General features: G+C 69.4%; 21 protein-coding genes. 10 read left to right on the forward strand and 11 right to left on the reverse strand.

Annotated elements, in window-relative coordinates; genetic code table 11:
* Positions 1 to 63: 63 nt before the first annotated feature.
* The 4 genes from BKA15_RS00135 to BKA15_RS00150 are packed head-to-tail and all read right to left on the reverse strand — an operon-like array spanning position 64 to position 4,042.
* Positions 64 to 1,554 (reverse strand): B12-binding domain-containing radical SAM protein, encoded by a 1,491-nt coding sequence (locus BKA15_RS00135; protein ID WP_179747589.1) that lies wholly within the window; start codon positions 1,552 to 1,554, stop codon positions 64 to 66.
* A 35-nt stretch (positions 1,555 to 1,589) separates the two neighbouring features.
* Positions 1,590 to 2,192 carry an SGNH/GDSL hydrolase family protein gene (locus BKA15_RS00140; RefSeq protein ID WP_179747590.1) on the reverse strand — a complete coding sequence of 201 codons (603 nt, stop codon included), beginning with the start codon at positions 2,190 to 2,192 and terminating at the stop codon, positions 1,590 to 1,592.
* 33 nt (positions 2,193 to 2,225) lie between these two features.
* Positions 2,226 to 3,023, reverse strand: a complete 798-nt coding sequence (locus tag BKA15_RS00145) for a sugar phosphate isomerase/epimerase family protein (RefSeq protein WP_179747591.1) — start codon at positions 3,021 to 3,023, stop codon at positions 2,226 to 2,228.
* Positions 3,020 to 4,042 carry an acyltransferase domain-containing protein gene (locus tag BKA15_RS00150; RefSeq protein ID WP_179747592.1) on the reverse strand — a complete coding sequence of 341 codons (1,023 nt, stop codon included), beginning with the start codon at positions 4,040 to 4,042 and terminating at the stop codon, positions 3,020 to 3,022. The genes BKA15_RS00145 and BKA15_RS00150 overlap by 4 nt, the downstream gene beginning before the upstream one ends.
* 267 nt (positions 4,043 to 4,309) lie before the next feature.
* Here BKA15_RS00150 and BKA15_RS00155 point away from each other — a divergent pair, with 267 nt between their 5' ends.
* Entirely contained in the window at positions 4,310 to 4,678 is a 369-nt protein-coding gene (locus BKA15_RS00155; RefSeq protein ID WP_179747593.1) for a nuclear transport factor 2 family protein, read from the forward strand.
* Positions 4,679 to 4,762: 84 nt separating this feature from the next.
* Here BKA15_RS00155 and BKA15_RS00160 read toward each other — a convergent pair whose 3' ends face one another.
* Positions 4,763 to 7,114 carry a glycosyl hydrolase family 95 catalytic domain-containing protein gene (locus BKA15_RS00160; protein WP_179747594.1) on the reverse strand — a complete coding sequence of 784 codons (2,352 nt, stop codon included), beginning with the start codon at positions 7,112 to 7,114 and terminating at the stop codon, positions 4,763 to 4,765.
* Between the two features lie 65 nt (positions 7,115 to 7,179).
* Here BKA15_RS00160 and BKA15_RS00165 point away from each other — a divergent pair, with 65 nt between their 5' ends.
* From BKA15_RS00165 to BKA15_RS00190, 6 genes are all read left to right on the forward strand, one after another.
* Positions 7,180 to 7,482, forward strand: a complete 303-nt coding sequence (locus BKA15_RS00165) for a DUF1905 domain-containing protein (RefSeq protein ID WP_246322230.1) — start codon at positions 7,180 to 7,182, stop codon at positions 7,480 to 7,482.
* 11 nt (positions 7,483 to 7,493) lie between these two features.
* Positions 7,494 to 8,018 carry a dihydrofolate reductase family protein gene (locus BKA15_RS00170; protein ID WP_179747595.1) on the forward strand — a complete coding sequence of 175 codons (525 nt, stop codon included), beginning with the start codon at positions 7,494 to 7,496 and terminating at the stop codon, positions 8,016 to 8,018.
* A gap of 44 nt (positions 8,019 to 8,062) precedes the next feature.
* A complete protein-coding gene (locus BKA15_RS00175) occupies positions 8,063 to 8,398 on the forward strand; it encodes an ArsR/SmtB family transcription factor (protein WP_179747596.1) in 336 nt (111 codons plus the stop codon).
* Positions 8,398 to 9,105 (forward strand): cation efflux transmembrane domain-containing protein, encoded by a 708-nt coding sequence (locus tag BKA15_RS00180; protein ID WP_179747597.1) that lies wholly within the window; start codon positions 8,398 to 8,400, stop codon positions 9,103 to 9,105. The genes BKA15_RS00175 and BKA15_RS00180 overlap by 1 nt, the downstream gene beginning before the upstream one ends.
* A gap of 107 nt (positions 9,106 to 9,212) precedes the next feature.
* Complete coding sequence (locus tag BKA15_RS00185; RefSeq protein WP_179747598.1) at positions 9,213 to 10,334, forward strand: ScyD/ScyE family protein; 1,122 nt, start codon at positions 9,213 to 9,215, stop codon at positions 10,332 to 10,334.
* A 16-nt stretch (positions 10,335 to 10,350) separates the two neighbouring features.
* Positions 10,351 to 10,743: a VOC family protein gene (locus tag BKA15_RS00190; RefSeq protein ID WP_218870995.1), complete on the forward strand. Its 393-nt coding sequence runs from the start codon at positions 10,351 to 10,353 to the stop codon at positions 10,741 to 10,743.
* A gap of 7 nt (positions 10,744 to 10,750) precedes the next feature.
* On the opposite strand, the gene BKA15_RS00195 is transcribed toward BKA15_RS00190, so the two are convergent.
* A complete protein-coding gene (locus BKA15_RS00195) occupies positions 10,751 to 12,433 on the reverse strand; it encodes a DUF4091 domain-containing protein (protein ID WP_179747599.1) in 1,683 nt (560 codons plus the stop codon).
* 107 nt (positions 12,434 to 12,540) lie between these two features.
* Here BKA15_RS00195 and BKA15_RS00200 point away from each other — a divergent pair, with 107 nt between their 5' ends.
* Entirely contained in the window at positions 12,541 to 13,329 is a 789-nt protein-coding gene (locus BKA15_RS00200) for an aldo/keto reductase (RefSeq protein WP_218870996.1), read from the forward strand.
* On the opposite strand, the gene BKA15_RS00205 is transcribed toward BKA15_RS00200, so the two are convergent.
* Entirely contained in the window at positions 13,330 to 13,902 is a 573-nt protein-coding gene (locus BKA15_RS00205; protein ID WP_179747600.1) for a TetR/AcrR family transcriptional regulator, read from the reverse strand.
* Positions 13,903 to 14,007: 105 nt separating this feature from the next.
* On the opposite strand from BKA15_RS00205, the gene BKA15_RS00210 reads away from it, so the two are divergent.
* Complete coding sequence (locus tag BKA15_RS00210; RefSeq protein WP_179747601.1) at positions 14,008 to 14,931, forward strand: alpha/beta hydrolase family protein; 924 nt, start codon at positions 14,008 to 14,010, stop codon at positions 14,929 to 14,931.
* Positions 14,932 to 14,934: 3 nt separating this feature from the next.
* Here the strand turns inward: BKA15_RS00210 and BKA15_RS00215 are convergent, their stop codons facing one another.
* Together BKA15_RS00215 and BKA15_RS00220 are read right to left on the reverse strand one after the other, a co-directional pair.
* Positions 14,935 to 15,858: a dihydrodipicolinate synthase family protein gene (locus BKA15_RS00215; RefSeq protein WP_179747602.1), complete on the reverse strand. Its 924-nt coding sequence runs from the start codon at positions 15,856 to 15,858 to the stop codon at positions 14,935 to 14,937.
* A gap of 121 nt (positions 15,859 to 15,979) precedes the next feature.
* Entirely contained in the window at positions 15,980 to 17,155 is a 1,176-nt protein-coding gene (locus tag BKA15_RS00220) for an enolase C-terminal domain-like protein (RefSeq protein WP_179747603.1), read from the reverse strand.
* Positions 17,156 to 17,172: 17 nt separating this feature from the next.
* Between BKA15_RS00220 and BKA15_RS00225 the strand changes: the two genes are divergently transcribed.
* Positions 17,173 to 18,195, forward strand: a complete 1,023-nt coding sequence (locus tag BKA15_RS00225; protein WP_179747604.1) for a LacI family DNA-binding transcriptional regulator — start codon at positions 17,173 to 17,175, stop codon at positions 18,193 to 18,195.
* 37 nt (positions 18,196 to 18,232) lie between these two features.
* On the opposite strand, the gene BKA15_RS00230 is transcribed toward BKA15_RS00225, so the two are convergent.
* Together BKA15_RS00230 and BKA15_RS00235 are read right to left on the reverse strand one after the other, a co-directional pair.
* A complete protein-coding gene (locus tag BKA15_RS00230) occupies positions 18,233 to 18,616 on the reverse strand; it encodes a hypothetical protein (RefSeq protein WP_179747605.1) in 384 nt (127 codons plus the stop codon).
* A 38-nt stretch (positions 18,617 to 18,654) separates the two neighbouring features.
* Positions 18,655 to 19,728 (reverse strand): DUF222 domain-containing protein, encoded by a 1,074-nt coding sequence (locus tag BKA15_RS00235; protein ID WP_179747606.1) that lies wholly within the window; start codon positions 19,726 to 19,728, stop codon positions 18,655 to 18,657.
* Positions 19,729 to 19,969: the final 241 nt, after the last annotated feature.

Raw genomic sequence — 19,969 nt, forward strand, 5'->3', positions numbered from 1 at the left:
AACCGGGTCACATGCGCCGCCGGGGGTCAACGCAGTTACGAGCCGCAACGCCCCTGAGGTGATTCAGCCGGGATCGGTAGGCGGGTCCAGGGTGATCAGCGGCAGGTGCCGCGGCTTGGGCCCGGCCGCTGGTAGGCCGGCCAGCTTGCGCCCTTCGCGTTCCCGGTCCGCCGCGACGCTGCGCTGCCAGAAGAACTCGCCCAGGAACAGCAGCCGGTTCAAGCCGCGATCGAAGATCAAACTCTGCAACAGCCTCCGGTACGAATACACCCGGCGACTCACGTGGACGAGCTCCCGGTTCAGCTCGCTCGGGGTCATCAGGGTCGGATGGTGCACGACATGCCCGGTGTACTTGGACCAGTCGGTGTGGATCAGTCGATCTTGGTGCGTCTTCCAGACCGGCGTGCCGGGCACGAAATACATCGACTGGACGAGCATGCCGCGCAGCCCGTTGTCGATCACGAACCGCGCCAGCCGCTCCCCCACCCCGGGCGTGTGGGTGTCGGCGCCGAGGATGAACAAGCCACGCACGTTGATCCCGTGGGCCTGGATGTTGCGGATGGACTTGATCACCTCCTCCGACGTGCACGTCTTGTTGTACGCGTCGAAGGACTCGTTCTCCAGGAATTCGATGCCGAGCGCCAATTCGAAGAAGCCAGCCTTCTTCAACAGTTCCAAGATCTCGTCGTCGAAGCCGACTTCAAATCTCGCCTGCGCAGTGAATCGGTAGTCGATGTCGCTGTCGATGATCGCCTGCAGCACCTGCTTCGACCACGGCCGCAGCGCGAAGATGTTGTCGTCCACGATCCACATCGCCCGGTTCAGCCGCGGCAGCCGGCCTTGATCGAAGAACGCGATCGTCTGCCGGATGTCCTCGACGATGTTCTGCGGGTCCCGGCCGCGCATCTTCTGTCCCCAGTGCCGTACGACAGCGCAGTAGTCGCAACGGAACGGACAGCCGCGGGAGGCGATCACCTGCGGCCACAGGGTGTTGTGCCCGACCATGTCGGCGAACCGGTACACCAGACTGTGGTCCGGGATGGTGTCGATCTCGGTCGGCGCCGCCCGCTCGGCGGTCTTGATCACCGTGCCGTCCGGCGTCTGCCGTGCGACGCCGGAAAAGTCGATCGGGCGGTCGTGTTCGTACGCCTCCAGGAAGTCGACGATGCTGTCGTCCGCCTCGCCGAGCAGGACGTAATCGCCCTGCCGGGCCGCCTCCTCGTAGTTGAGCGACGCGTGCAGCCCGCCGAGCACCACCGTCGCGTCGGAATGCTCCTTGACGTAACGGGCAAGTTCGTAGCCGCGCGGAGCGGCGAAGGTGAACATCCCGATGAACACGATGTCCGCGTCGAGAACGTCATCCCAACGAATCTTGGCGATCGACTCCGAGTAGAACAACGTGTCCGGCACCCGCCGCTTGACGATCGTCGCCAGCAGGGTCAGGCCAAGTGACGGGTTGCGGAGGTAGCGGTCGTAGGTGAAGTGGTTGCGCAGGGCCGGCCGGTAGGGCCGGTTGCCCGGTTCCAGGAACCGGACCTTCCTGATCTCCGGCATGGTGGCACCCTACTGCCGCCGGGTGCCGCCCGAGCCTATGCGGAGCCGTCGCGATAGGTCTGCAGGAACGTCTCGGCGATCACCCGATGCCCGGCTGCGGACGGGTGCACCCCGTCGGGAGCCAGTTCGCCGAGCGGGCGGGTGGCGGCGGTCGCGTTCATCACGGCGTCGGTGGGCACCAGTTCGTGCCCGTACCGCTGCGCCAGCCGGCGTACCGCACTGATCTTGGGGTCGAGATCCTCCCGCCAGGCCCACTGCGGATCGTCGATCGGAGTCAGTACGGGCTCCAGCAGGATCACCCGCGCCACACCGGCCGCGGCGGTCCGGTCCAGCAGTTCACCGTAGCCGGCAGCAAACGCCTCGGTACTGGTCGGATCGTCGCGGTCGTAGCGGCGCCAGGTGTCGTTGATCCCGATCATGATCCCGACCGTGTCCGGCCCCGCGGCGAGCACGTCGGCGTCCCAGCGGGCGACCAGATCACGGACCCGGTTGCCGGAGATCCCGCGGTTGATCACCGTCACGTCCGGCAGCTCGGCGCCGACGACGGATACCCAGCCGCTGCCGAGCGACCCGGCGTCCTCCCGATCCCGACCGCAATCGGTCACCGAATCCCCGACCAAGACCAGACGTTGTCCCATGATCAGAATCGTACGGGATCGGACCGCCGGTGATCAGCGACCAGCGCCGGCGATCTCGTGTACGGTCTCCAGGGCCTCCCACTCCCCCGGTTCCGTACCGTCGTAGACCAGGGCGAGCGGCCCGGCATAGCCCGCCTGGTTGATCACCCGGATCGATGCGGCGAAGTCGTCGCGATCCGGACGGTCGCCGTCGAAGTGGCACTTCGCGTGGCAGGTCTCGGCCCGCCTGGCGATCCGGCCCAGCCAGTCGTACTTGTCCGGCGCGGCCCAGTTCCCGAGATCGATCAACAAGCCGACCCTGCCGCCCGCGGCGTCCAAGATCGTTTCCACCTCGTCCGGTCCGGGCGTGAGGTCCAGCCAGTTCTCGGTGACGATTCTGATGTCCGGATGACGATCGGCCAGTTCGGCAAGCCGGCGGCCGCTCTCGGCCAACCGGTCCGGAGTCGGCGACTGACGGCCGGCGATCACCCGGGCCCTGGTCGCGCCGAGGGCGACGGCATCGCCGATCCAGCCGGAGATCCACTCCTGGTGTGCGTCGGCCGCGACCGGATCGACCAGGTCACCGTCGTCGACCAGCAGCGCGTCGAGCGTGATCGACGCGTCCGCGAGGGCCGACCGGAGCTCGGCCAAGTAGCCAGGATCCCTGCTGGGCAGGTGAAAATGGCAGAGCTGGACCGTGTCGTAGCCGTGCCGGCGCAACGCTGCCGGAAGATCGAGGAGCGACAAGCCGGAGGCCTGCGGCGTGAACTGCTCAGGGTCCGCCGGGGCTGCCGAGCCCGAGTGGTACGAGCCGAGCGTGCGGTGCAGGGACCAGCTGGAGACGGCTTTCATGATGGGAACACTAGCCAGCCGGTCCGGAAGTGCCAGGACCGGCCGGACCTGATGTGATCGACGATGCCGCGCTGGAGCGACGTCTCCCGGGGCAGTTGATCAAGCTCGGCGATGGGGCGTTTGAAGATGAACTCGACCACGGTCGGGTTCGAGTCCGGTCCGGTGTCCGGGGTCAGCGTGAACCGTTCCTGGAATCGGATGATGTTGCTGTCCGGCGCCAGATACTCCTTGAGCTGCGGGTCCAGCACCCAGGACGCGCAGGTCGCGTAGCGGTAGGGCTCGTCGGGAAAGTGTTCGGCGAAGAACCTGGCGGCCAGGGCCAGCGCGTCGTCGCAGGATTCCGGGGTCAATCTCCCTTCCGGGATGTGCAGGCCCAGGGCCGGTGCACCGCACCGCGGCGCGTCGGGAGCCGGTCCGGGATCGAACGTGATCATGGTCCGCTCGAAATGCAGCCGGCCGAGCGGATAGATCGCGCCCCGGTAGTGGTGGGTGACCCAGTTCTGGGTGTGCAGCCCGCCCTGGCCGTGTAGGGCGCGCCGGTTGTTCAACTGGCCGGCGAGCACGCCGAGCGCCGCCCAGGAATGATCATCCGAAATCCCGCGGGACCGGTGGAATCGCCTGACGTCCGCGACGACCGTGAGCATCACCCAGACATAGAGATAACGGCCGACCGGCCCGAGCTCGTCCGGCAGGTCCGGCCACGGGGCCAGCGGGGCGACACTCCCCTGGCGCTCGCGGAGCAGCGTGACGCAGCGTTCCAGCAGCCACCACAGTTCGGGCGTGGCCCGCAGGTCCGGCCTGGCCTCGGCCAAGTCGATGCGGTCGGCGGCCGAGATGCCGAGCCGATCCAGCAGCTCCGCTGACTCGGCTTCGTCGGGCAGCCGTACCTCGTCCTGGGGCGGGTGCTGGGCGAGCTCGTACAGCTTGAGGACGGCGGACGGCGGCAGGCCCAACTCGGCGATCAACCGCTCGATCTCCGGAAGATCATTTCGATATCGCGAACTATCGTTCGGAGTCACGAAACAAGCTTGACGCCTGTGATCATGGTGCGCAAGCAACTCGGACAATCTGATCAATCGTCACTCTGGTCCTGTCCGCCAGCGCCGTAGGGCTGTTTCGAGATGTCTCGACGTTCTGAGAATCCTGTCCCGTTCACCTGCTTCGTTGGGAGGCCGTGTCACAAATCTGCAATGCAACCACCGCCGAACCGCCTGCAACCGATTGCAAGGGCGGTTCCGTTGCAGATTTGTGTCACGCCGATGGGACCCCGTGGATACCGTGTGCGGATGAGTGTGCTCGCCGAATACATGGACGCCTGGATCGCCGCCGACGTCGAGCGGATCGCCGCCGCGGTGACGGAGGACTGCGTGATCATCGAGTGCTACGGACCGGTGTATCGCGGGCGGGAGTTGGTTCGGCACTGGGCCGAGGCGTGGTTCGGTGCGGGTGGAGTGGTGCATCGGTGGGATGCCGGTGATCACTTCAGTGCCGAGGATCGCGAGGTGGCGCAGTGGACCTTCGAGTGCACCTGGGCGGGCGAGCGGAGCGTGTTCGATGGGGCGACGGTGGCGCGCGTCAAGGACGGGCTGATCGCCGAGCTTCGCGAATACCAGACCACCGCGCCGCTGTACGACTGGCGCGGAACCTGGCGCTGACCTCGTAGGACCCTGCCCTCTTCCCCTTGCCGACTGGTCACTTCTGCAGCGACACGCCGCCAAAACAGCTGCTTTGGTGACTGGTCAGCGGATGGGGGTGGGGGTATTTCGGGTGAGGCGGAGCGTGGTTCGGCCGGTCGGCCAGGTCACGTCGAGGGTGCGGTCTGCGTCGGCGGTCACCTGGGCCTCGGTGAGGACTCCGCCGGCCCAGTTCAGGGACACGGTGAGGCCGCCGCGGGCGCGGATGCCGGTCAGGCTCCCGTCGGGGAGTTCGGCGGGCAGGGCGGGTAGCAGGCGGAGGGTGCCGTCGTGGCTGTGCAGCAGGGATTCCAGCAGGCCGGCGAGGTAACCGAAGTTGCCGTCGATCTGGTACGGCGGGTGGGCGGCGAACAGGTTCGGGTAGAGGCCGCCGCTCTGGCCGCCACGGTCGGTGGACATGTCGCGGAAGATCAACTTCAGCAGGTCGGAGACCTTGTCGGCCTGGCCGAGGCGGGCCCGCAGGGCGAGCTTCCAGGCCAGCGACCAGCCGGTCGACTCGTCGCCGCGGGCGTCCAGGCTGGCCCGGACGCCATCGGCCAAGTCTTCGTTGTCATGATCACCCGGGTAGCAGAAATACAGGTGCGACACGTGCCGGTGGTGCGGCTCGGCCTGCTCCGGGTCGCTCAGCCATTCCTTGATCAACCCGTCCCGGCCGATACTCGGCGCCGGGATCCGCGGCAGGGCAGCCTCCGACGCCGCGACCACCGGATCGTCGTCGACGCCGAGCCGGCCGGCCAGCCGGGTCAGCTGCCGCAGGGTGTCGCTGATCAAGGTCAGGTCCATGGTCGAGGAGACGCCGACGCCGTAGGCCGTTCCGTCGATCAGGAAGGCGTTCTCGGGTGAGGTCGACGGCGCGGTGCCGAGGGTTCCGTCGCCGGCCTCGCCCAGCCAGGCCAGGCCGAACTCGGCGGCGCCGCGGAGCGCCGGCCAGACCCGCTCCCGGGCGAACGACTCGTCCCAGCGATGGTTCAGCCGCTCGACCAAGTGCCGGACCAGCCACAGGCCGCCCAGCGGCCACATCGACCAGCGCGGTTGGCCGACGGCGGCCCCGGGCATCGCCGAGTAGCCCCAGCCGTCGGTGTTGTGGTGGGCCAGCCAGCCGGGCAGGCCGTACTTCTCCCGTGCGGTCTTCTCGCCGCGGACCCGGAGCACGTCGATCAGGTCGTACAGCGGCTCCAGGCACTCGGTCAGCCCGATCGCTTCGGCCGCCCAGTAGTTCATCTGCAGATTGATGTTGATCGTGTAGTTGGACCGCCACGGCGCCGGCAGCCGGTCGTTCCAGATCCCCTGCAGGTTGGCCGGATGGCCGCCGGGCCGGGACGAGCTGATCAAGAGATAGCGGCCGTAGTTGAACAGCAGCTCGGCCAGCCCGGGATCCGCGGTCAGCGGGCCGCGGGGGTCGGCGTTGGCCCGGTCCAGGCGGCGATCGGTCGGCAGCTCACTCCCCCGCTGCTGTGCCTTGCCGATGCTCAGCTCGACCCTGTCATACTGCCGCGCGAAGTCCTCGCGATGGCTTGCCTGCAAGGAATCCGCGCCCAACCGGACGGCCCGGCCGAGCCGTTCCACGGCGTCGCGGCGGCAGCTGTCGAGGTCGCCGAGCTCGGTCCGGCCCGCGGCGAGTGCGGCCAGCCCGGGGTGCCCGGTGGCGGCAGTGATCATGATCACGCAGCGGCGTACGCCGGTCGCCCGCAGCTCGTCCTCGCTCTCGGCGTCGGTGCCGTCGTGCTGCCACCGTACGGCGACGGCGGCGCGCAGGGCGGCAGTCGGATCGTCGTCCCAGCTGATCGTGTCCCGCCGCAGGTCGACGTCGCTCGGCAACTGCAGGTCCGCGGTGATCATGGTCGACTCGCGCCGGGTGCCGAGCAGGCGCAGCGGGGTCTCGAGGCGGAGCCGCAGGTCGGTCGGCTGCCCGGACTCGACCAAGATCACCAGGACGGACGGATCGGCGGCGATGAACGCGGCCCGCTGGATGGGTCGATCCTGGGTCTCGATCAACTCGGTGTGGGTGGCGGTGGGCAGCTCGAGTTCGCGCCGGTACGACAGCGGCTCGGCGAGCCCGTCCTGCTCCAGGAAGAGATCGACGAACGGAAGGTAGGACTGGCTGTCCGCGTCCTGCAGCCGGACCGCGGCAGCCTCGGCCGCCGCATGATCACCCGCCGCGAGCGCCTCCCGGAGCTCGGCCAGGGTCTCCGGCTGACCGGAATGATCTTGGTCCCCGCTGCGCGGGGAGCCGGACCAGGCCGAGCCGTGGTTGAGCTGGATCCGCTGCTCCCGTACGCCGCCGAACATCATCGCCGCGAGCCGGCCGTCGCCGAGCGGCAGCGCCGCCAGCCAGTCCGGTGCCGGCGCGTCGTACCAGAGCCGGTGCTCGCCGTCGATCAGGTCCCCGTCGATCATGGACGCATTCTGTCAAGCGGCTGTCGGCTGCCGCGGCTAGGGTGTCGTGGCGGAAAGGAGTTGCGATGGAGGGCTTGACGTTCGAGTTCACCGGCGACATCTGGCACTGGCGCGGGCCCGCGCCGTACCACTTCATCACCGTGCCGGAGGATGCCAGTGCCCAGCTCCGCGACCTGTCCGCCGCGCTCAGCTACGGCTGGGGCGTGATCCCGGTGCGGGCCCGGATCGGCGACACCGAGTGGACCACGTCGCTGTTCCCGAGGGACGACGGCTATGCACTGCCGGTCAAGGACGCGGTGCGGCGCGCCGAGCAACTCGCCGAAGGGTCGGTGGTGTCCGTGATCATGGAACCGACCCGGTCACCCTGAGAGGAACCACGTTGTCGAAACTGCTGTACTCGGCGGCGATGTCGCTGGACGGCTTCATCGCCGGCCCCGGCGGCGACATGTCCTGGCTGAACCGCCACCCGATCGAGCCGAGCGAGGTCGCCGCCGGGCTGGCCGACCGGATCGGCAGCGTGCTGATCGGCGGCACCACGTTTCGCGGCGACGATCCGAACCGCGGGACCGAGGAGGAGGGCGCCTTCGCCGGGCAGTACGAGGGGCCGACCCTGGTGCTGACCAGGCAGCCGCCCGAGCGGCCGGTGCCCGGCGTCGAGTTCCACACCGATCTCCCGGAGGCGGTGGCCCGGGCGAAGGACCTGGCCAGCGACCGGTACGTCAACGTCCTCGGAGCCGGCGTCGCGCGAAGCTGCCTGGAGGCCGGGCTGCTCGACGAGATCCTGATCTTCGTCGTGCCGGTCCTGCTCGGCGGCGGTACGCGAGCGTACGACGGCGCCAAAGAGGTGGGCCTGGAGCGGCTGCCCGGCACGACGGAGCACTGGTACCGGGTGATCAAGGATTGAGTTCAGGATTCTCTGAGTTCAGGACATCCTGTATCGTCGCCGGTGTGCTGACGATCGCGACCGACATCGAGGCGATGACCAGGTTCGGGAGGGCGCTGGCCGACCCGATCCGGTGCCGCCTGCTCCTGCTGCTGCGGGACGGGCCCGCCCATCCCGCGGACCTGGCCGACACGCTCGGTATCAGCCGTTCCCGGCTGTCCAACCATCTGGCCTGCCTGCGCGACTGCGGTCTGGTGGTCGCCATCCCGGACGGCCGCCGGCAGCGCTACGAACTCGCCGACCATCGGCTCGGGCACGCGATCGACGACGTCCGGACCGCCGTGTTGGCCGTCGCCGGCGAGCCCGGCTGCCCCGACGCCGCAACCGAGGGCTGCTGCTGATGGCGGTCCCGACGGTGCTGACCGAGCAGCGGCGGAGTGTGCTCACCGGCCGGATCCGGCTGCTGGTCGCCGCGACGATCGGCTACAACGTGATCGAGGCGGTCGTCGCGATCACCGCCGGCACGATCGCGTCGTCCAGCGCGCTGATCGGCTTCGGCCTCGACTCGGTGATCGAGGTGTCGTCGGCCGCGGCGGTGGCCTGGCAGTTCAGCGCCCGCGATCACGCGATCCGGGAGGCCCGGGAACGGCGCGCCCTGCGGGTGATTGCGCTGTCCTTCTTCGCCCTCGCCGGGTACGTCACCGTGCACTCGATCCTCGCGCTCACCGGCACCGGCGAGGCCGAGACCTCCATACCCGGGATCGCGCTCGCCGCGCTGTCGGTGGTGATCATGCCCTTCCTCTCGTACGCCCAGCGTCGGGCCGGACGGGAGCTCGGGTCGGCGTCGGCCGTCGCGGACTCGCGGCAGACCCTGATCTGCACCTACCTGTCCGCCGTCCTGCTGGTCGGGCTGCTGCTCAACGCCACCCTCGGCTGGAGCTGGGCGGACCCGGTCGTCGCCCTCGTGATTGCGGGATTGGCGGTCCGGGAAGGGGTCCGGGCCTGGCGGGGCGACGGCTGCTGCGCGCCGACCGGGCTCGCCCTGGCGGTCGGCCCGGACGGCGGATCCGGGTGCGCGGACGGCTGCGCCTGCTGCTCGAAGCGCTGATCGGGGCCGAATTCGGCGGATCTCGTTGCGGTGTCAAGGAACCGGGTGTAGTACGGATCACAGCGGGCGGGCCAACGGGGACCCGCCCCCATCCGGGAAGACAACCCATGCCTGCTCATTCCTTCGTCCGCGCCCGGCGACGCTGGCTCGCCCTGGCCGCCGGACTCACCGCTACTCTCACCATCGCCGCGGGCACGACGGCACCTGCCGCCGCCCACCCTCGTCCGTCCGAGCCGATCAAGGTCGTCGCCGACGGACTCAACGGGCCGCGGCAGCTCAGCACCGGCTTCGGCCGGCTGCTCGTCGCCGAGTCCGATGCCGGCCTGATCACGGCCGTCGACCCCAGGACCGGGCGGACCAAGGTCCTGGTCCGGGACCTGTTCCTCCCGCAGGGGGTCGCCGAGGTCGGCGGCAAGCTCTACATCGCGACCGGCGAGCAGGCGCCCGGCTCCGATCCGAGCGGTGCGCCGCCGTCGGGGCTGATGGTGGCCCGGCCGGGCGGGGAGGCCCGGATGTTCGCCGACCTGACCGCGTTCGAGCTCGCCAACAACCCGGACGGCCAGATCCAGTTCGGCCCCGACGGGCAACCGCTCGACGCGCTGTCGAATCCGTACTTCGTGCTCCGGGACCGGAGCCGGCACGGGTTCCTGCTGGTCGCCGACGCCGGCGCCAACACGGTGCTCAAGGTCGACCGGCACGGCAAGATCAAGAACTTCTTCACGCCGCCGACGGTCACCACCGGCGACTGCACGACCGCGCCGAACAACACCACCAGTGGGGTCGGCTGCGACGCGGTGCCGACCGGGCTGGCGTACGGCCCCGACGGTCTGCTGTACGTCTCCGCCCTGACCGCCGAGATGCCGGGCGAGGGCCGGGTCTACGTGATCAACTCGAAGGGCAAGATCATCAAGGTGATCAAGGGCTTCACCTCGCCGACCGGGGTCGCGGTCGACCATTGGGGCACCGTCTACGTGTCCGAGCTGCTCGAGGGATCGCCGCCACCGAACGCTCCCCCGCCGCCCGGCTTCGACCCGAGCACGGTGGGCCAGATCGTCCGGGTGCCACGCTGGGGTCCGCGGACGTACGCGCAGGTGACGATGCCGAGCGGGCTGCTCATGTACCACGGTTCCCTGTGGTCCTCGGCCTGGGCGATCGCCTCGTTCCTCGGCATGCCCGACGCCGGGCAGGTCGTCACGGTGAACCGGAGGGCCTTCGAACCCGCGCCCTGACCGCTACGGTGAGGTCGTGTACCGGAACCCGATGATCAATCTCTACACCGCCAGGATCGAGACCGCCCTGCGGTTCTACCGGGATCGGCTCGGGTTCACCGAGACGTTCCGGACGCCGGCCGAGGGGGTGCCGGAACACGTCGAACTGCGACTCGACGGCGTCACCCTCGGCCTCGGCGACGTCGACGCCGCGCGCCGCGTGCACGGTGTCGACGCGTCGCCGGGGACGCCCGGCTTCGCGCTGGTGATCTGGACCGACGACGTGGACGGCGCCTACGCGGACCTGGCGGCACACGGCGTGCCGGTGCTGCAGCCGCCGCACGACTCCGGCAACGGCAACCGCAACGCCCTGGTCCGCGACCCGGACGGCAACCTGATCGAACTCGTCGCCAAGATCAACCAGGCCTGACGGCCGATCAGCTCGCGCGGATCGCGGCGTTGATCCGTTCCCGGGTCTGCAGGAAATGGGCCGGGTCGCGCGGGTAGTTCGAGAACGTCACCGTGCCGTCGGGGTCGATGATCTCCAGTACGGCCTCGCGGCCGGCCCGGTCCCGGAGCAGCTGCATCGCCCGGTGATCGTTCATGGCCTGGGCGGCGACCCGGTGCCGGGTGGACTCCCACACGGTCCGGTCCGGCCCCGGGTAGACGATGAACGGGTCGCCGGCCGGGAACGCGCCGCCGGACGTGGTGTCGGTGAACGGGTTGAGCCTGGTCCGGGAGTGCTGGCCGTTGTAGAAGTTGAAGCCCCAGTGCAGGAAGCCGCCGGCGTCGGCCGCGAACAGCTGGTGGCCGAGCACCCGGTGCCGGGCCGCGGGCATGCCGATGAAGCGGTTCGCGACGATCTTGTTCTGGCTGACGCAGTAGTAGACCCAGAGCCGCTCGACCTTCGCCTCCAGGAACGGCTCGACGTGGTTCGTCGCCACCACCGGATTCGCCACCACACCGCTGGTGTAGAACGCGTAGTCGCTCAGCGCGTCGACGACCAGACAGCCCTCGAGCAGGTCGGCCACCACCTTCCGGGCCGCCTGGTAGGACTCCAGTTGATCATGGTGCGGCTCGTCGGAGATGTGGAAGATGATCTTGGACGGATCCCAGTGCCGGCCGAGGAACTCGCGCAGCTGCGGCAGCAGGGCCTCCAGGAAACGGCGGTACTCCGGATCGGTCGCGGGCACGTCCCAGCCGAACAGCTGGGTCGGTTCGCCGTCCACCACCGCGTCGATCGCCGGCGTCGCCTTGGCGCCCCACTGGGTGAACAGGTGGGACAGTTCCAGATAGGCGATCCCGTGCTTGCGGAACAGGTCCAGCCAGCGGCCGAGCTTGTCGAACCCGAACCGGTAGCCGCCGCCGTCCCGGGTGATGTCGAGCAGTTGCACCGGGGTCCGCCGGAGCCCGATCGCGGTGTCCAGCGGCGGCGTCCAGAGCGGCGTGAGCAGACCGGTGATGCCCATCCGGGCGGCGCTGGCCACGAACTGATCAAGCGCGGCCCAGTGCCCCTCGTCGAACGCCGTGCCGCCGTAGTAGTCGACCAGGCAGTCCGCGTGCAGCCATTGCGTGTTGACGATGTCGAGCTCGGGCAGCACCTGGTTGATCACCGTCACCGGTACGGTCTCGGCGAACAGCTCCTCCTGGGTGCCGGCCCGCCGCGCAGTGATCCTCAGCTCCAGCTCCAGCTCGGCGACGCCCGCCGGGGCGTTCGCCGGGTCCACCAGGACGTCGATCCAGACGCTGCGCCAGCAGCCGACGATCGGCTCCACCCGGCCGTCCGGCACCGGCCGGAGGACGTCCGGGGCCAGCGCGGGCTCGGTGATCAGGTAGTTGTCGTCATGATCGGGAAACGCCGGCATCGGCGCCGGGACCAGGTCGACGGCGAAGATCGACGCGTGCTCCGCTGCCGTACCGGACAGCGTGAAGTCGACCGCATGGCTGCCGACCCGGCCCTCGGGCGGCGGCCGGAACGCGACCTGCACCGAGTACGGCTCGCCGAGGAAGACCGAACCGCCGCCGCGCGGCCCACCGGTCTCCGCGTGCGGCCGCGGCTGGGCGGACGGAAGCACGGTCTCCAGGGAATCGGTCAGGACGAATTGCCAAGCGCGGGTCATGATCAGCTCCGTTGACTGGACGGCGAGTGCACCAACCCTAAACAGGAACGTCCCACCCACTGGTCTCCGGGTCACCGGATCGCGGACCGGAGCGACAAACTGGGGCCATGACGACCGCCGACTACTCCCAGCCGACCGCCACGCTCAGCAACGGACCGACCATGCCGCTGCTCGGGTTCGGCACCTGGCAGATCCCCGACGCCGAGGCGCCGGCCGCGACCAGCGCCGCACTGGAGGCCGGTTACCGGCACATCGACACCGCCACCGGGTACGGCAACGAGGCCGGCATCGGGCAGGCCCTGGCCGAGGCCGGGCTGCCCCGCGACTCGATCTTCGTCACCACCAAGATGCCGCCCGATCACGTCGGCCGGGAGCGCCGGACTCTGGAGGAGAGCCTGACCAAGCTCGGCCTGGACCGGGTCGACCTCTGGCTGGTCCACTGGCCGCCGAACAAGCAGGCCACCCCGGCCGCCTGGGAGCAGTTCATCGCGGCGCAGGCCGATGGGTTGGCCACCTCGATCGGCGTCAGCAACTACTCGCTGGACCAGATCGACGAGTTGATCACCGCCACCGGCGTCGCGCCGGCGGTGAACCAGATCAAGTGGGGACCGTCGCTCTACGATCCCGCGATCGCCGGCGGGCTGGCCGAGCGCGGAGTCGTGCTGGAGGGCTACAGCCCCTTCCGGGCTTCGAATCTGGACGATCCGACGCTCCTCGCCATCGCTGCTGATCATGACGCGACCACGGCCCAGGTGATCGTCGCCTGGCACGTCAAGCACGGCTTCGTCGTGATCCCGAAGTCCACCCAGCCCGAGCGGATCGTCGCCAACGCGGCGGGCGCCAAGATCGAACTCAGCGACGACGAGGTCGCCCGGATCGACGCCCTCGCTTCTTGATCAAGAACAAGTGAGGCCGCGGAGTAGGAGGTCGATCAGGCGGCGCGGATCGTAGCGGGGGTCGGCGTCGCCGCCGATGCAGAGGTTGCCGATCCCCCGCATCAGCTCGTACGGCTCCAGCTCCGCCCGCAGCTCGCCGGCGGCGACGGCGGCGTCCAGCAACTCGGCGCAGACCGGCAGCAGCCGGTCCAGAAACTGCCCGTGCAGGGTGGCAAAGCGGCCGCTGTCGGACCGCAGCGCGTCCGCGAGCCCGTGCTTGGTGACCAGGAAATCGACGAAGAGGTCGATCCAACGGCGCAGCGCCTCGCGCGGTGAGTCCGACTCCGCCAGTAGCCGCGGTCCGGCCTCGGCGCACTCCTCCAGCTGGTGCTGGAACACGGCCGCGACGAGGTCGGCCCGGGTCGGGAAATGCCGATAGACGGTGCCCATCCCGACGCCCGCCCGGGCCGCGATCTCCCGGATCGGGGCGTCCACGCCTGCTTCCACGAACACCTCGGCCGCCGCGGCCAGCAGCTTGCGCTGATTCCGCGCCACATCGGCCCGCACCCGTCGTTCCGCGCCCGCTTCCGGCACCCGTCGACCTCCCGTCTTGAAAACGGAGCAATGTTCCGATTATGATCTGGAGCAATGCTCCGTTTCTTGGTCGAGCATAGCCCACCTTCTGCGAAAGGATCCGTCATGCCCACCGACACCCTGCTCGACGTGCCCGTGCTCTCGTACGCCCCGATCGTGATTCCGGTGCCCGGCCGGCCGGTCGACCTGCACGTCCGGGCCACCTTCCCGGCCACCGGGACCGACCTGCCGATCATCCTGCTGTCCCACGGTCACGGCCGCAGCAACAACCTCTCCTCACTGAACGGCTATGCCCCGCTGGCCAATCTCTGGGCGGCCCTCGGGTTCGCCGTGCTGCAGCCGACCCACCTGAGCTCGGCCACGCTGCGGGACCGGCTCGCCGACGAGCCCGACGCGCCGTACTTCTGGCGTTCCCGGGCCGCGGACATGAGCCGGCTGATCGATGCGCTGGACCAGGTCGAGCACGCCGTTCCCGCGCTGGCCAGCCGACTGGACCGCGGCCGGATCGCGGTCGCCGGGCACTCGCTCGGCGGCTTCACCGCGAGCCTGCTGCTCGGCGCCCAGGTCACCGAGGCCGGCGCGACGCCGGACCTGCGCGATCCCCGGATCGGCAACGGCGTGCTGTTCGGCACGCCCGGCCGCGGCGACGTGCTGAACGGCCCGATGGCCGACCAGGTGCCGTACTTCCGGACGATCGACTTCTCGACCATGATCACGCCGGCCTTGATCGTCGCCGGCGACCGGGACGACTCGCGGCACTTCACCGACCTCGGGCCCGACTGGCACGCGGACCCGTACCGGCTGGCGCCGGGGCCGAAGTCGCTGCTCACCGTGTTCGGCGCCGAGCACATCTTCGGCGGCATCTCCGGCTACGACGCGACCGAGACCACCGACGAGAACCCGGCCATGGTCGCCGCCCTCACCCGGCTGACGGCGGCCTATCTGCGCAGCGGGTTCGACGCCGCCGACGACGCGTGGGCCAAGGCTCGCGCCGAGTTGGCCGACGTCGGCTCGGTCGAGGAGAAGTAGGGCTCACCCACCCGACCGGACGACGGCCCGGAGCCGGTCGACCAGCCGGTCCACCTCGGCCAGGGTGTCCTCGTCGCCGATCGCGCCGACCGGGCCGCGCATCCGGACCGACGGCAGGACGCCCTGGCGGACCAGGTTGTGCTTCTCCACCGACACGAACGTGTCCAGGCTGGACTGGTGGGTGATCACCAGGGCGAGCGGGCCGCCGATCTCGTACGCCCGCTCGTAGTCGCCCGCGCACAGCGCCCGCCACAGCGGCACCATCGCCCAGACCAGGTCGCCGGCCGGCATGGTGCCGATCGCACCGCGGCGAAAACTGTCGATCAAGTGCAGGCCGCCGGTGCCCTCGAAGATCCTGGCGCCGCCGTCGGTGGCCTTGCGCAGCGCGGACACCTTCGGCCCGATCGGCGGCGATTCCGGCTTGAACAGGGCCAGGTCGCCCAGCTCCCAGAACAGCCGGGCCTGCAGTTCGAGGGAAAGCGACCGGCCGACGTAGCCGGACGCGTCCTGGACCACGACCGGCAGCCCGGACGACTCCGCGATCGTCGCGAAGTAGCCGAACAACTCGTCGTCCCCGACCGCGGTGAGCGCCGGCGGCACGGCCATCACCGCAGCCGCGCCGGCCCGCGCGGCATGCTTGGCGTGCCGGACCGCCGTATGGGTCGACTCCGCGCCGACGCTGACGATCACCGGACCGCGCCCGTCGGCGGCCTCGCAGGTCAGGCTCGCCAGCCGGTCCCGCTCGTCGGCGGTCAGTCGCAGCACCTCGGAGACCATCCCGGTCACCACGCCGTCCGTGCCCTCGGCGAACAGCCAATCCACCTGCCGCCGGTGCGCCGCCGGGTCGATCTCGTCGGCGTCGTCGAACGGCGTCTGGACGACGCTGATCACTCCGCCCAGCCCGGCCGGCCCTGTCCGCTCGGTCATCCGCCCCGTCCTTCCGCAGACCTTGCGATCACTTCGATATACCGAAGATTATTACAATAATCGGAGGATAGCGAGCAAGGGTACGGGCGTTATCGCTCAACTGCTGGGAAACGCACCAGGGTCAGCGATCGCGCAGCCGATCCAGCACCGGCACCAGGGACGACTTCTGTTCCAGCCCGATGCCGGGGACCTGCGGCAGCGTGACGTAGCCGTCCACCACCGGGTCCGCGTCGGCGAAGCCGCCGAACGGCTCGAAGATCCCCGGGTACGACTCCGCGCCGGCCAGCCCGCATGCTGCGGCGATCGCCAGGTTGAACTGGTGCCCGCCGTGCGGCACACACCGGCCGGGCGACCAGCCGTGCTCGGCCAGTGCAGCGAGGGTCCGGTCGTACTCGGTGAAGCCGTAGCTCAATGCCGAGTCCATCTGCAGCACGTCGCGGTCCGGCCGCAGGCCGCCGTAGCGGACCAGGTTGACCGCCTCCTGCCGGGACAGCAGGTTCTCCCCCGTCGCCAGCGGTCCCGGGTAGACCTCGGCGACCTCGCTGAGCGCCTGGTAGTCGAGCGGGTCGACCGGCTCCTCGTACCAGCGCAGCGGCAGATCCCGCAGTGCCTCCGCGTAGGTGATCGCCGTGGCCGTGTCGAACCGGCCGTTCGCGTCAACGGCCAGGTCGGCGCCGTCCGGGAGCATCGCCAGGACGGCCTCGATCCGGGCCAGGTCCTCGGCCAGCGGCGCCCCGCCGATCTTGAGCTTGACGGTCCGGTAGCCGAGGTCGAGGTAGCCGCGCAACTCGTCCAGCAGCGCCGCAGTGCCCCGGTCCGGGTAGTAGTAGCCGCCGGCCGCGTAGACCCAGACCCGCTCCAGCGGTGTGCCGGTTCCGGAGGCTGCGCGTTCGGCCATCAGGTGCTGCACCGGCCGCCCGGCCAGCTTCGCGGCGAGATCCCAGGCGGCCATGTCAAGGATGCCGACGGCGACCGCGCGGTCGCCGTGCCCGCCCGGCTTCTCGTTGATCATGGCGGCGTGCCAGATCCGGTCCGGGGCGAGGTGGCCGGTGTCGGGGTCGATCAGACTGTCCGGCTCGGCGCCGAGGACCCGCGGGATGATCCGGTGGTCGAGAATCCCGGGCTGGGCGTAGCGGCCGTTGGAGTTGAACCCGAACCCGATCACCGGCTCGCCGTCGCGGACCTGATCGGTCACGATGGCCAGCACGCTGACATCCATGCTGGCAAAGCTGATGTACGCGTTCGCCATCTCCGATTCGATGGGTACGGTGAGGTGGCGGATGTCGAGGATTCGCACGGGAGGGACACTAGATCATGAGCGAGAGGCGGAAGGCGCCGACCAGCGTGGACATCGCGCGGGCCGCCGGCATCTCCCAGGCCACCGTGTCCCGGGCGCTGAACGGCGGCGTCGTCTCCGACGAGACCCGGGCCCGGATCCTCCAGATCAGCAAGTCGCTCGGCTATTCGCCGAACGCGGTCGCCCGCGGCCTGGTCACCAGCCGGACCGGGCTGGTCGGCGTGGTCGTCTCCGACATCACGAATCCGTTCTATCCCGAGTTCCTGGAGGAGATCGGGCGGACGCTCGCCGACCGCGGCCAGCAGATGCTGCTGCAGAACGGGCACGCCGGTGATCAACAGGAGGCGGTCGAGCTGCTGCTGCAGCAGCGGGTGGACGGGATCATCCTGACCGCGGCGACGCCGGGTCTCGGCATCCTGCGCGACCTGGTCCGGCGCCGCTTCCCGCTGGTGCTGGCGAACCGTACCGTCGACCTGGCCTGCGACTCCGTCGAGGGCGACAACGCTGCCGGCGCGGCGGCGGTCGTCGATCATCTGTACGGGCTCGGCCACCGGCGGTTCGCCATGATCGAGGGGACGGCCGGGACGAGCACCGCGACACAGCGGACCGCCGGCTTCCTGGGCCGGCTCGCCGATCATGGCATCGAGCTTAAGGACGAGTTCCGGGTCCGGACCGATTTCCGTTACGAACAAGCATTCACGGGCACCGAACGGCTACTGGACCGCCGCTATCCCCCGTCGGCGATCTTCTGTCACAACGACCTGCTGGCCTTCGCCGCACTCAACGTGATCAAGGAACGCGGGCTGCGGGTACCGGAGGACGTCTCGGTGGTCGGGTTCGACAACACGCTGCAGTCGGGCTGGAAGTCGATCGACCTGACCACCGTCGACCAGCCGCTGGCCGCGATGGCGGCCCGCTCGGTCGAATTGCTCGGCGGCCGGCTGGCCGAGCCGGAGCTGCCGCCGCGCCGCGAGGTGTTCCCGGCGGAGTTGATCATCCGCGGCTCCACCGGACGACGCCGCCCTCGGTCCCGATCTTGAACGTTGCAGGGCGCTCCCCCGACAGGGCTCCGGGTGTTCAGGTGTTGGGGTCGGCGGCGGTCCAGACGGCGTGCGCGAAGAGGCCTTGACCAAGATCGAAAGTGCCGGAGTAGTTCGTGATCTGAATGTCGCCGTGGGGTGATTTGAAGATCATCGTGTCCGGCTCGGGTTGTCGCCGCTGCCAGCCGCCGAACGTGACCGCCCGGTGCTCCCGCTTCGCCAGCGGGGTCAGCTTGGCCACAGCGGTCTGGCCGGGCGGACCGTCGGCCTGGTAGGGCTGGGTGTGATCGAATTCGAGTCGTCCGGTCGCGGTGGACCAGGGGAACCGTGAGCCGGGCCGGGCGAACCGCAGATACCGTTTGTGCCGGTCCGGGATCTCGTAGCCGTCCACCGGGGCCGGAGTGTCGTTCAGATCGATCACCGGCACCACTTTGACCCGGTCGTGACCGAGCCAATCCTTCACCACACTCTTGAGGGTGGGGCCGATCCCCGGCACCCGGCAGATCCCCTGCCCTGACTCCAGCGTCTCGGCGGCAATGTGCACGACCAGGGTCGAGGTCGGCACCAGCCGGGCCGGATCGAGCTTGGCCACGATCTGCTCGACCGCGGCCCTGAACACAGCGGCCTTAAGGTCGTCGGTGTCGATGATCTTGGCCGGCTTGTCCCGCAGGGACGGATGAAGCTCGGATTCCTCGACCGGCTCGTCTTCCTCACCCACGATCGGCTCGACGCCGCAGCGAACTCCTCACCGAACAGGTCCGGCTGGCGATATTCGGCCAACACCCGAGTCGCTTCCAGTTCGTTGGCCAGCAACGCCAAGCCGGCGGCCCGCCGCTCGTCCGGCGTCCGATCATCTGGCGGCAACGCGTCAGCCAGTTCTTGGATCCGGCCGAACAGGCGGACCGCGTCCGGCGGCTCCAACCTGGCGAACAGGCCCTTCAATCCTTCGTCGTTGGTTTGGGACAGCCACACGCCGAGTTGCTTCTTCCGTTCCGCAGCTTCTCGCTCCAGCCGCGGGCCGTCGACCCGGGCGATCGCGGCTTCGGTCAGGTTCTGCAGTTTCCGCTGCGCGACCACCCCGGCAGCCCCGGCCAGGTCCTCATCGACCTGCCGCGCCAGCTCCAGGGAGAGGTGGTGGGTCTGACGGGCAATCCCACGGGCCTGCCAGCCCTCGACCTCACACCTCATCACCTTCTCCCACAACAGCGGGAGCCGGTGACGCAGATCGAGGACTTCACCCACGAACCGGCTGCACGCGAAGTCGCTCTTCTTGATCTTGACCGCCAACACCTCCAGAGCAAGATCATGGACTTCCGGCGTACCCTCACCGCCGGGCCGCACCCCACGCGGACCGCCAGTCAACTTCAGTTCGTCGGGATGGATCGAAGCAGCCGAGTTCGCCTCCGCCCACGCAGCGGTCCACGCCAGCAGCACGTTCTCGGCTTCCACACGAGCACGCACCGCCTCCGCGGCACCCTTGAGGATGTCGTCGGTCCCGTACCCGACAACCCGCTCCTCCAACGACTCGAACATGTGTACTATTCTACCCCTGGAATCCCCCAAACACCACCAAAACAAGGGAAATCTGCCCGCCGAGCGCCTTCAGTTCTTCCTGTTGCGCTGGCCTCCTGGCGCGGGTACGGTGAGCAGCATGGATCAGCGGTCACTGAACACCACGACGCCGGACGACCTCCGGCGCGCTCGCTGACCGCTCTCAGCATCGAAGCCCCGGAGCTTGCTCCGGGGCATTTTTCATGCCCGGGCGGCTCCACCG

The sequence above is a fragment of the Microlunatus parietis genome (assembly GCF_013407955.1).
GTDB classification, from domain to species: domain Bacteria; phylum Actinomycetota; class Actinomycetes; order Propionibacteriales; family Propionibacteriaceae; genus Microlunatus; species Microlunatus parietis.

Bases quoted from the DNA above. Each gene is read 5' to 3' on its own strand.
- BKA15_RS00135 (WP_179747589.1), bottom strand. From the start codon at position 1,554: ATGCCGGAGATCAGGAAGGTCCGGTTCCTGGAACCGGGCAACCGGCCC.
- BKA15_RS00140 (WP_179747590.1), bottom strand. From the start codon at position 2,192: ATGGGACAACGTCTGGTCTTGGTCGGGGATTCGGTGACCGATTGCGGT.
- BKA15_RS00145 (WP_179747591.1), bottom strand. From the start codon at position 3,023: ATGAAAGCCGTCTCCAGCTGGTCCCTGCACCGCACGCTCGGCTCGTAC.
- BKA15_RS00155 (WP_179747593.1), top strand. From the start codon at position 4,310: ATGAGTGTGCTCGCCGAATACATGGACGCCTGGATCGCCGCCGACGTC.
- BKA15_RS00160 (WP_179747594.1), bottom strand. From the start codon at position 7,114: ATGATCGACGGGGACCTGATCGACGGCGAGCACCGGCTCTGGTACGAC.
- BKA15_RS00165 (WP_246322230.1), top strand. From the start codon at position 7,180: ATGGAGGGCTTGACGTTCGAGTTCACCGGCGACATCTGGCACTGGCGC.
- BKA15_RS00180 (WP_179747597.1), top strand. From the start codon at position 8,398: ATGGCGGTCCCGACGGTGCTGACCGAGCAGCGGCGGAGTGTGCTCACC.
- BKA15_RS00185 (WP_179747598.1), top strand. From the start codon at position 9,213: ATGCCTGCTCATTCCTTCGTCCGCGCCCGGCGACGCTGGCTCGCCCTG.
- BKA15_RS00195 (WP_179747599.1), bottom strand. From the start codon at position 12,433: ATGACCCGCGCTTGGCAATTCGTCCTGACCGATTCCCTGGAGACCGTG.
- BKA15_RS00200 (WP_218870996.1), top strand. From the start codon at position 12,541: ATGACGACCGCCGACTACTCCCAGCCGACCGCCACGCTCAGCAACGGA.
- BKA15_RS00210 (WP_179747601.1), top strand. From the start codon at position 14,008: ATGCCCACCGACACCCTGCTCGACGTGCCCGTGCTCTCGTACGCCCCG.
- BKA15_RS00215 (WP_179747602.1), bottom strand. From the start codon at position 15,858: ATGACCGAGCGGACAGGGCCGGCCGGGCTGGGCGGAGTGATCAGCGTC.
- BKA15_RS00225 (WP_179747604.1), top strand. From the start codon at position 17,173: ATGAGCGAGAGGCGGAAGGCGCCGACCAGCGTGGACATCGCGCGGGCC.
- BKA15_RS00235 (WP_179747606.1), bottom strand. From the start codon at position 19,728: ATGTTCGAGTCGTTGGAGGAGCGGGTTGTCGGGTACGGGACCGACGAC.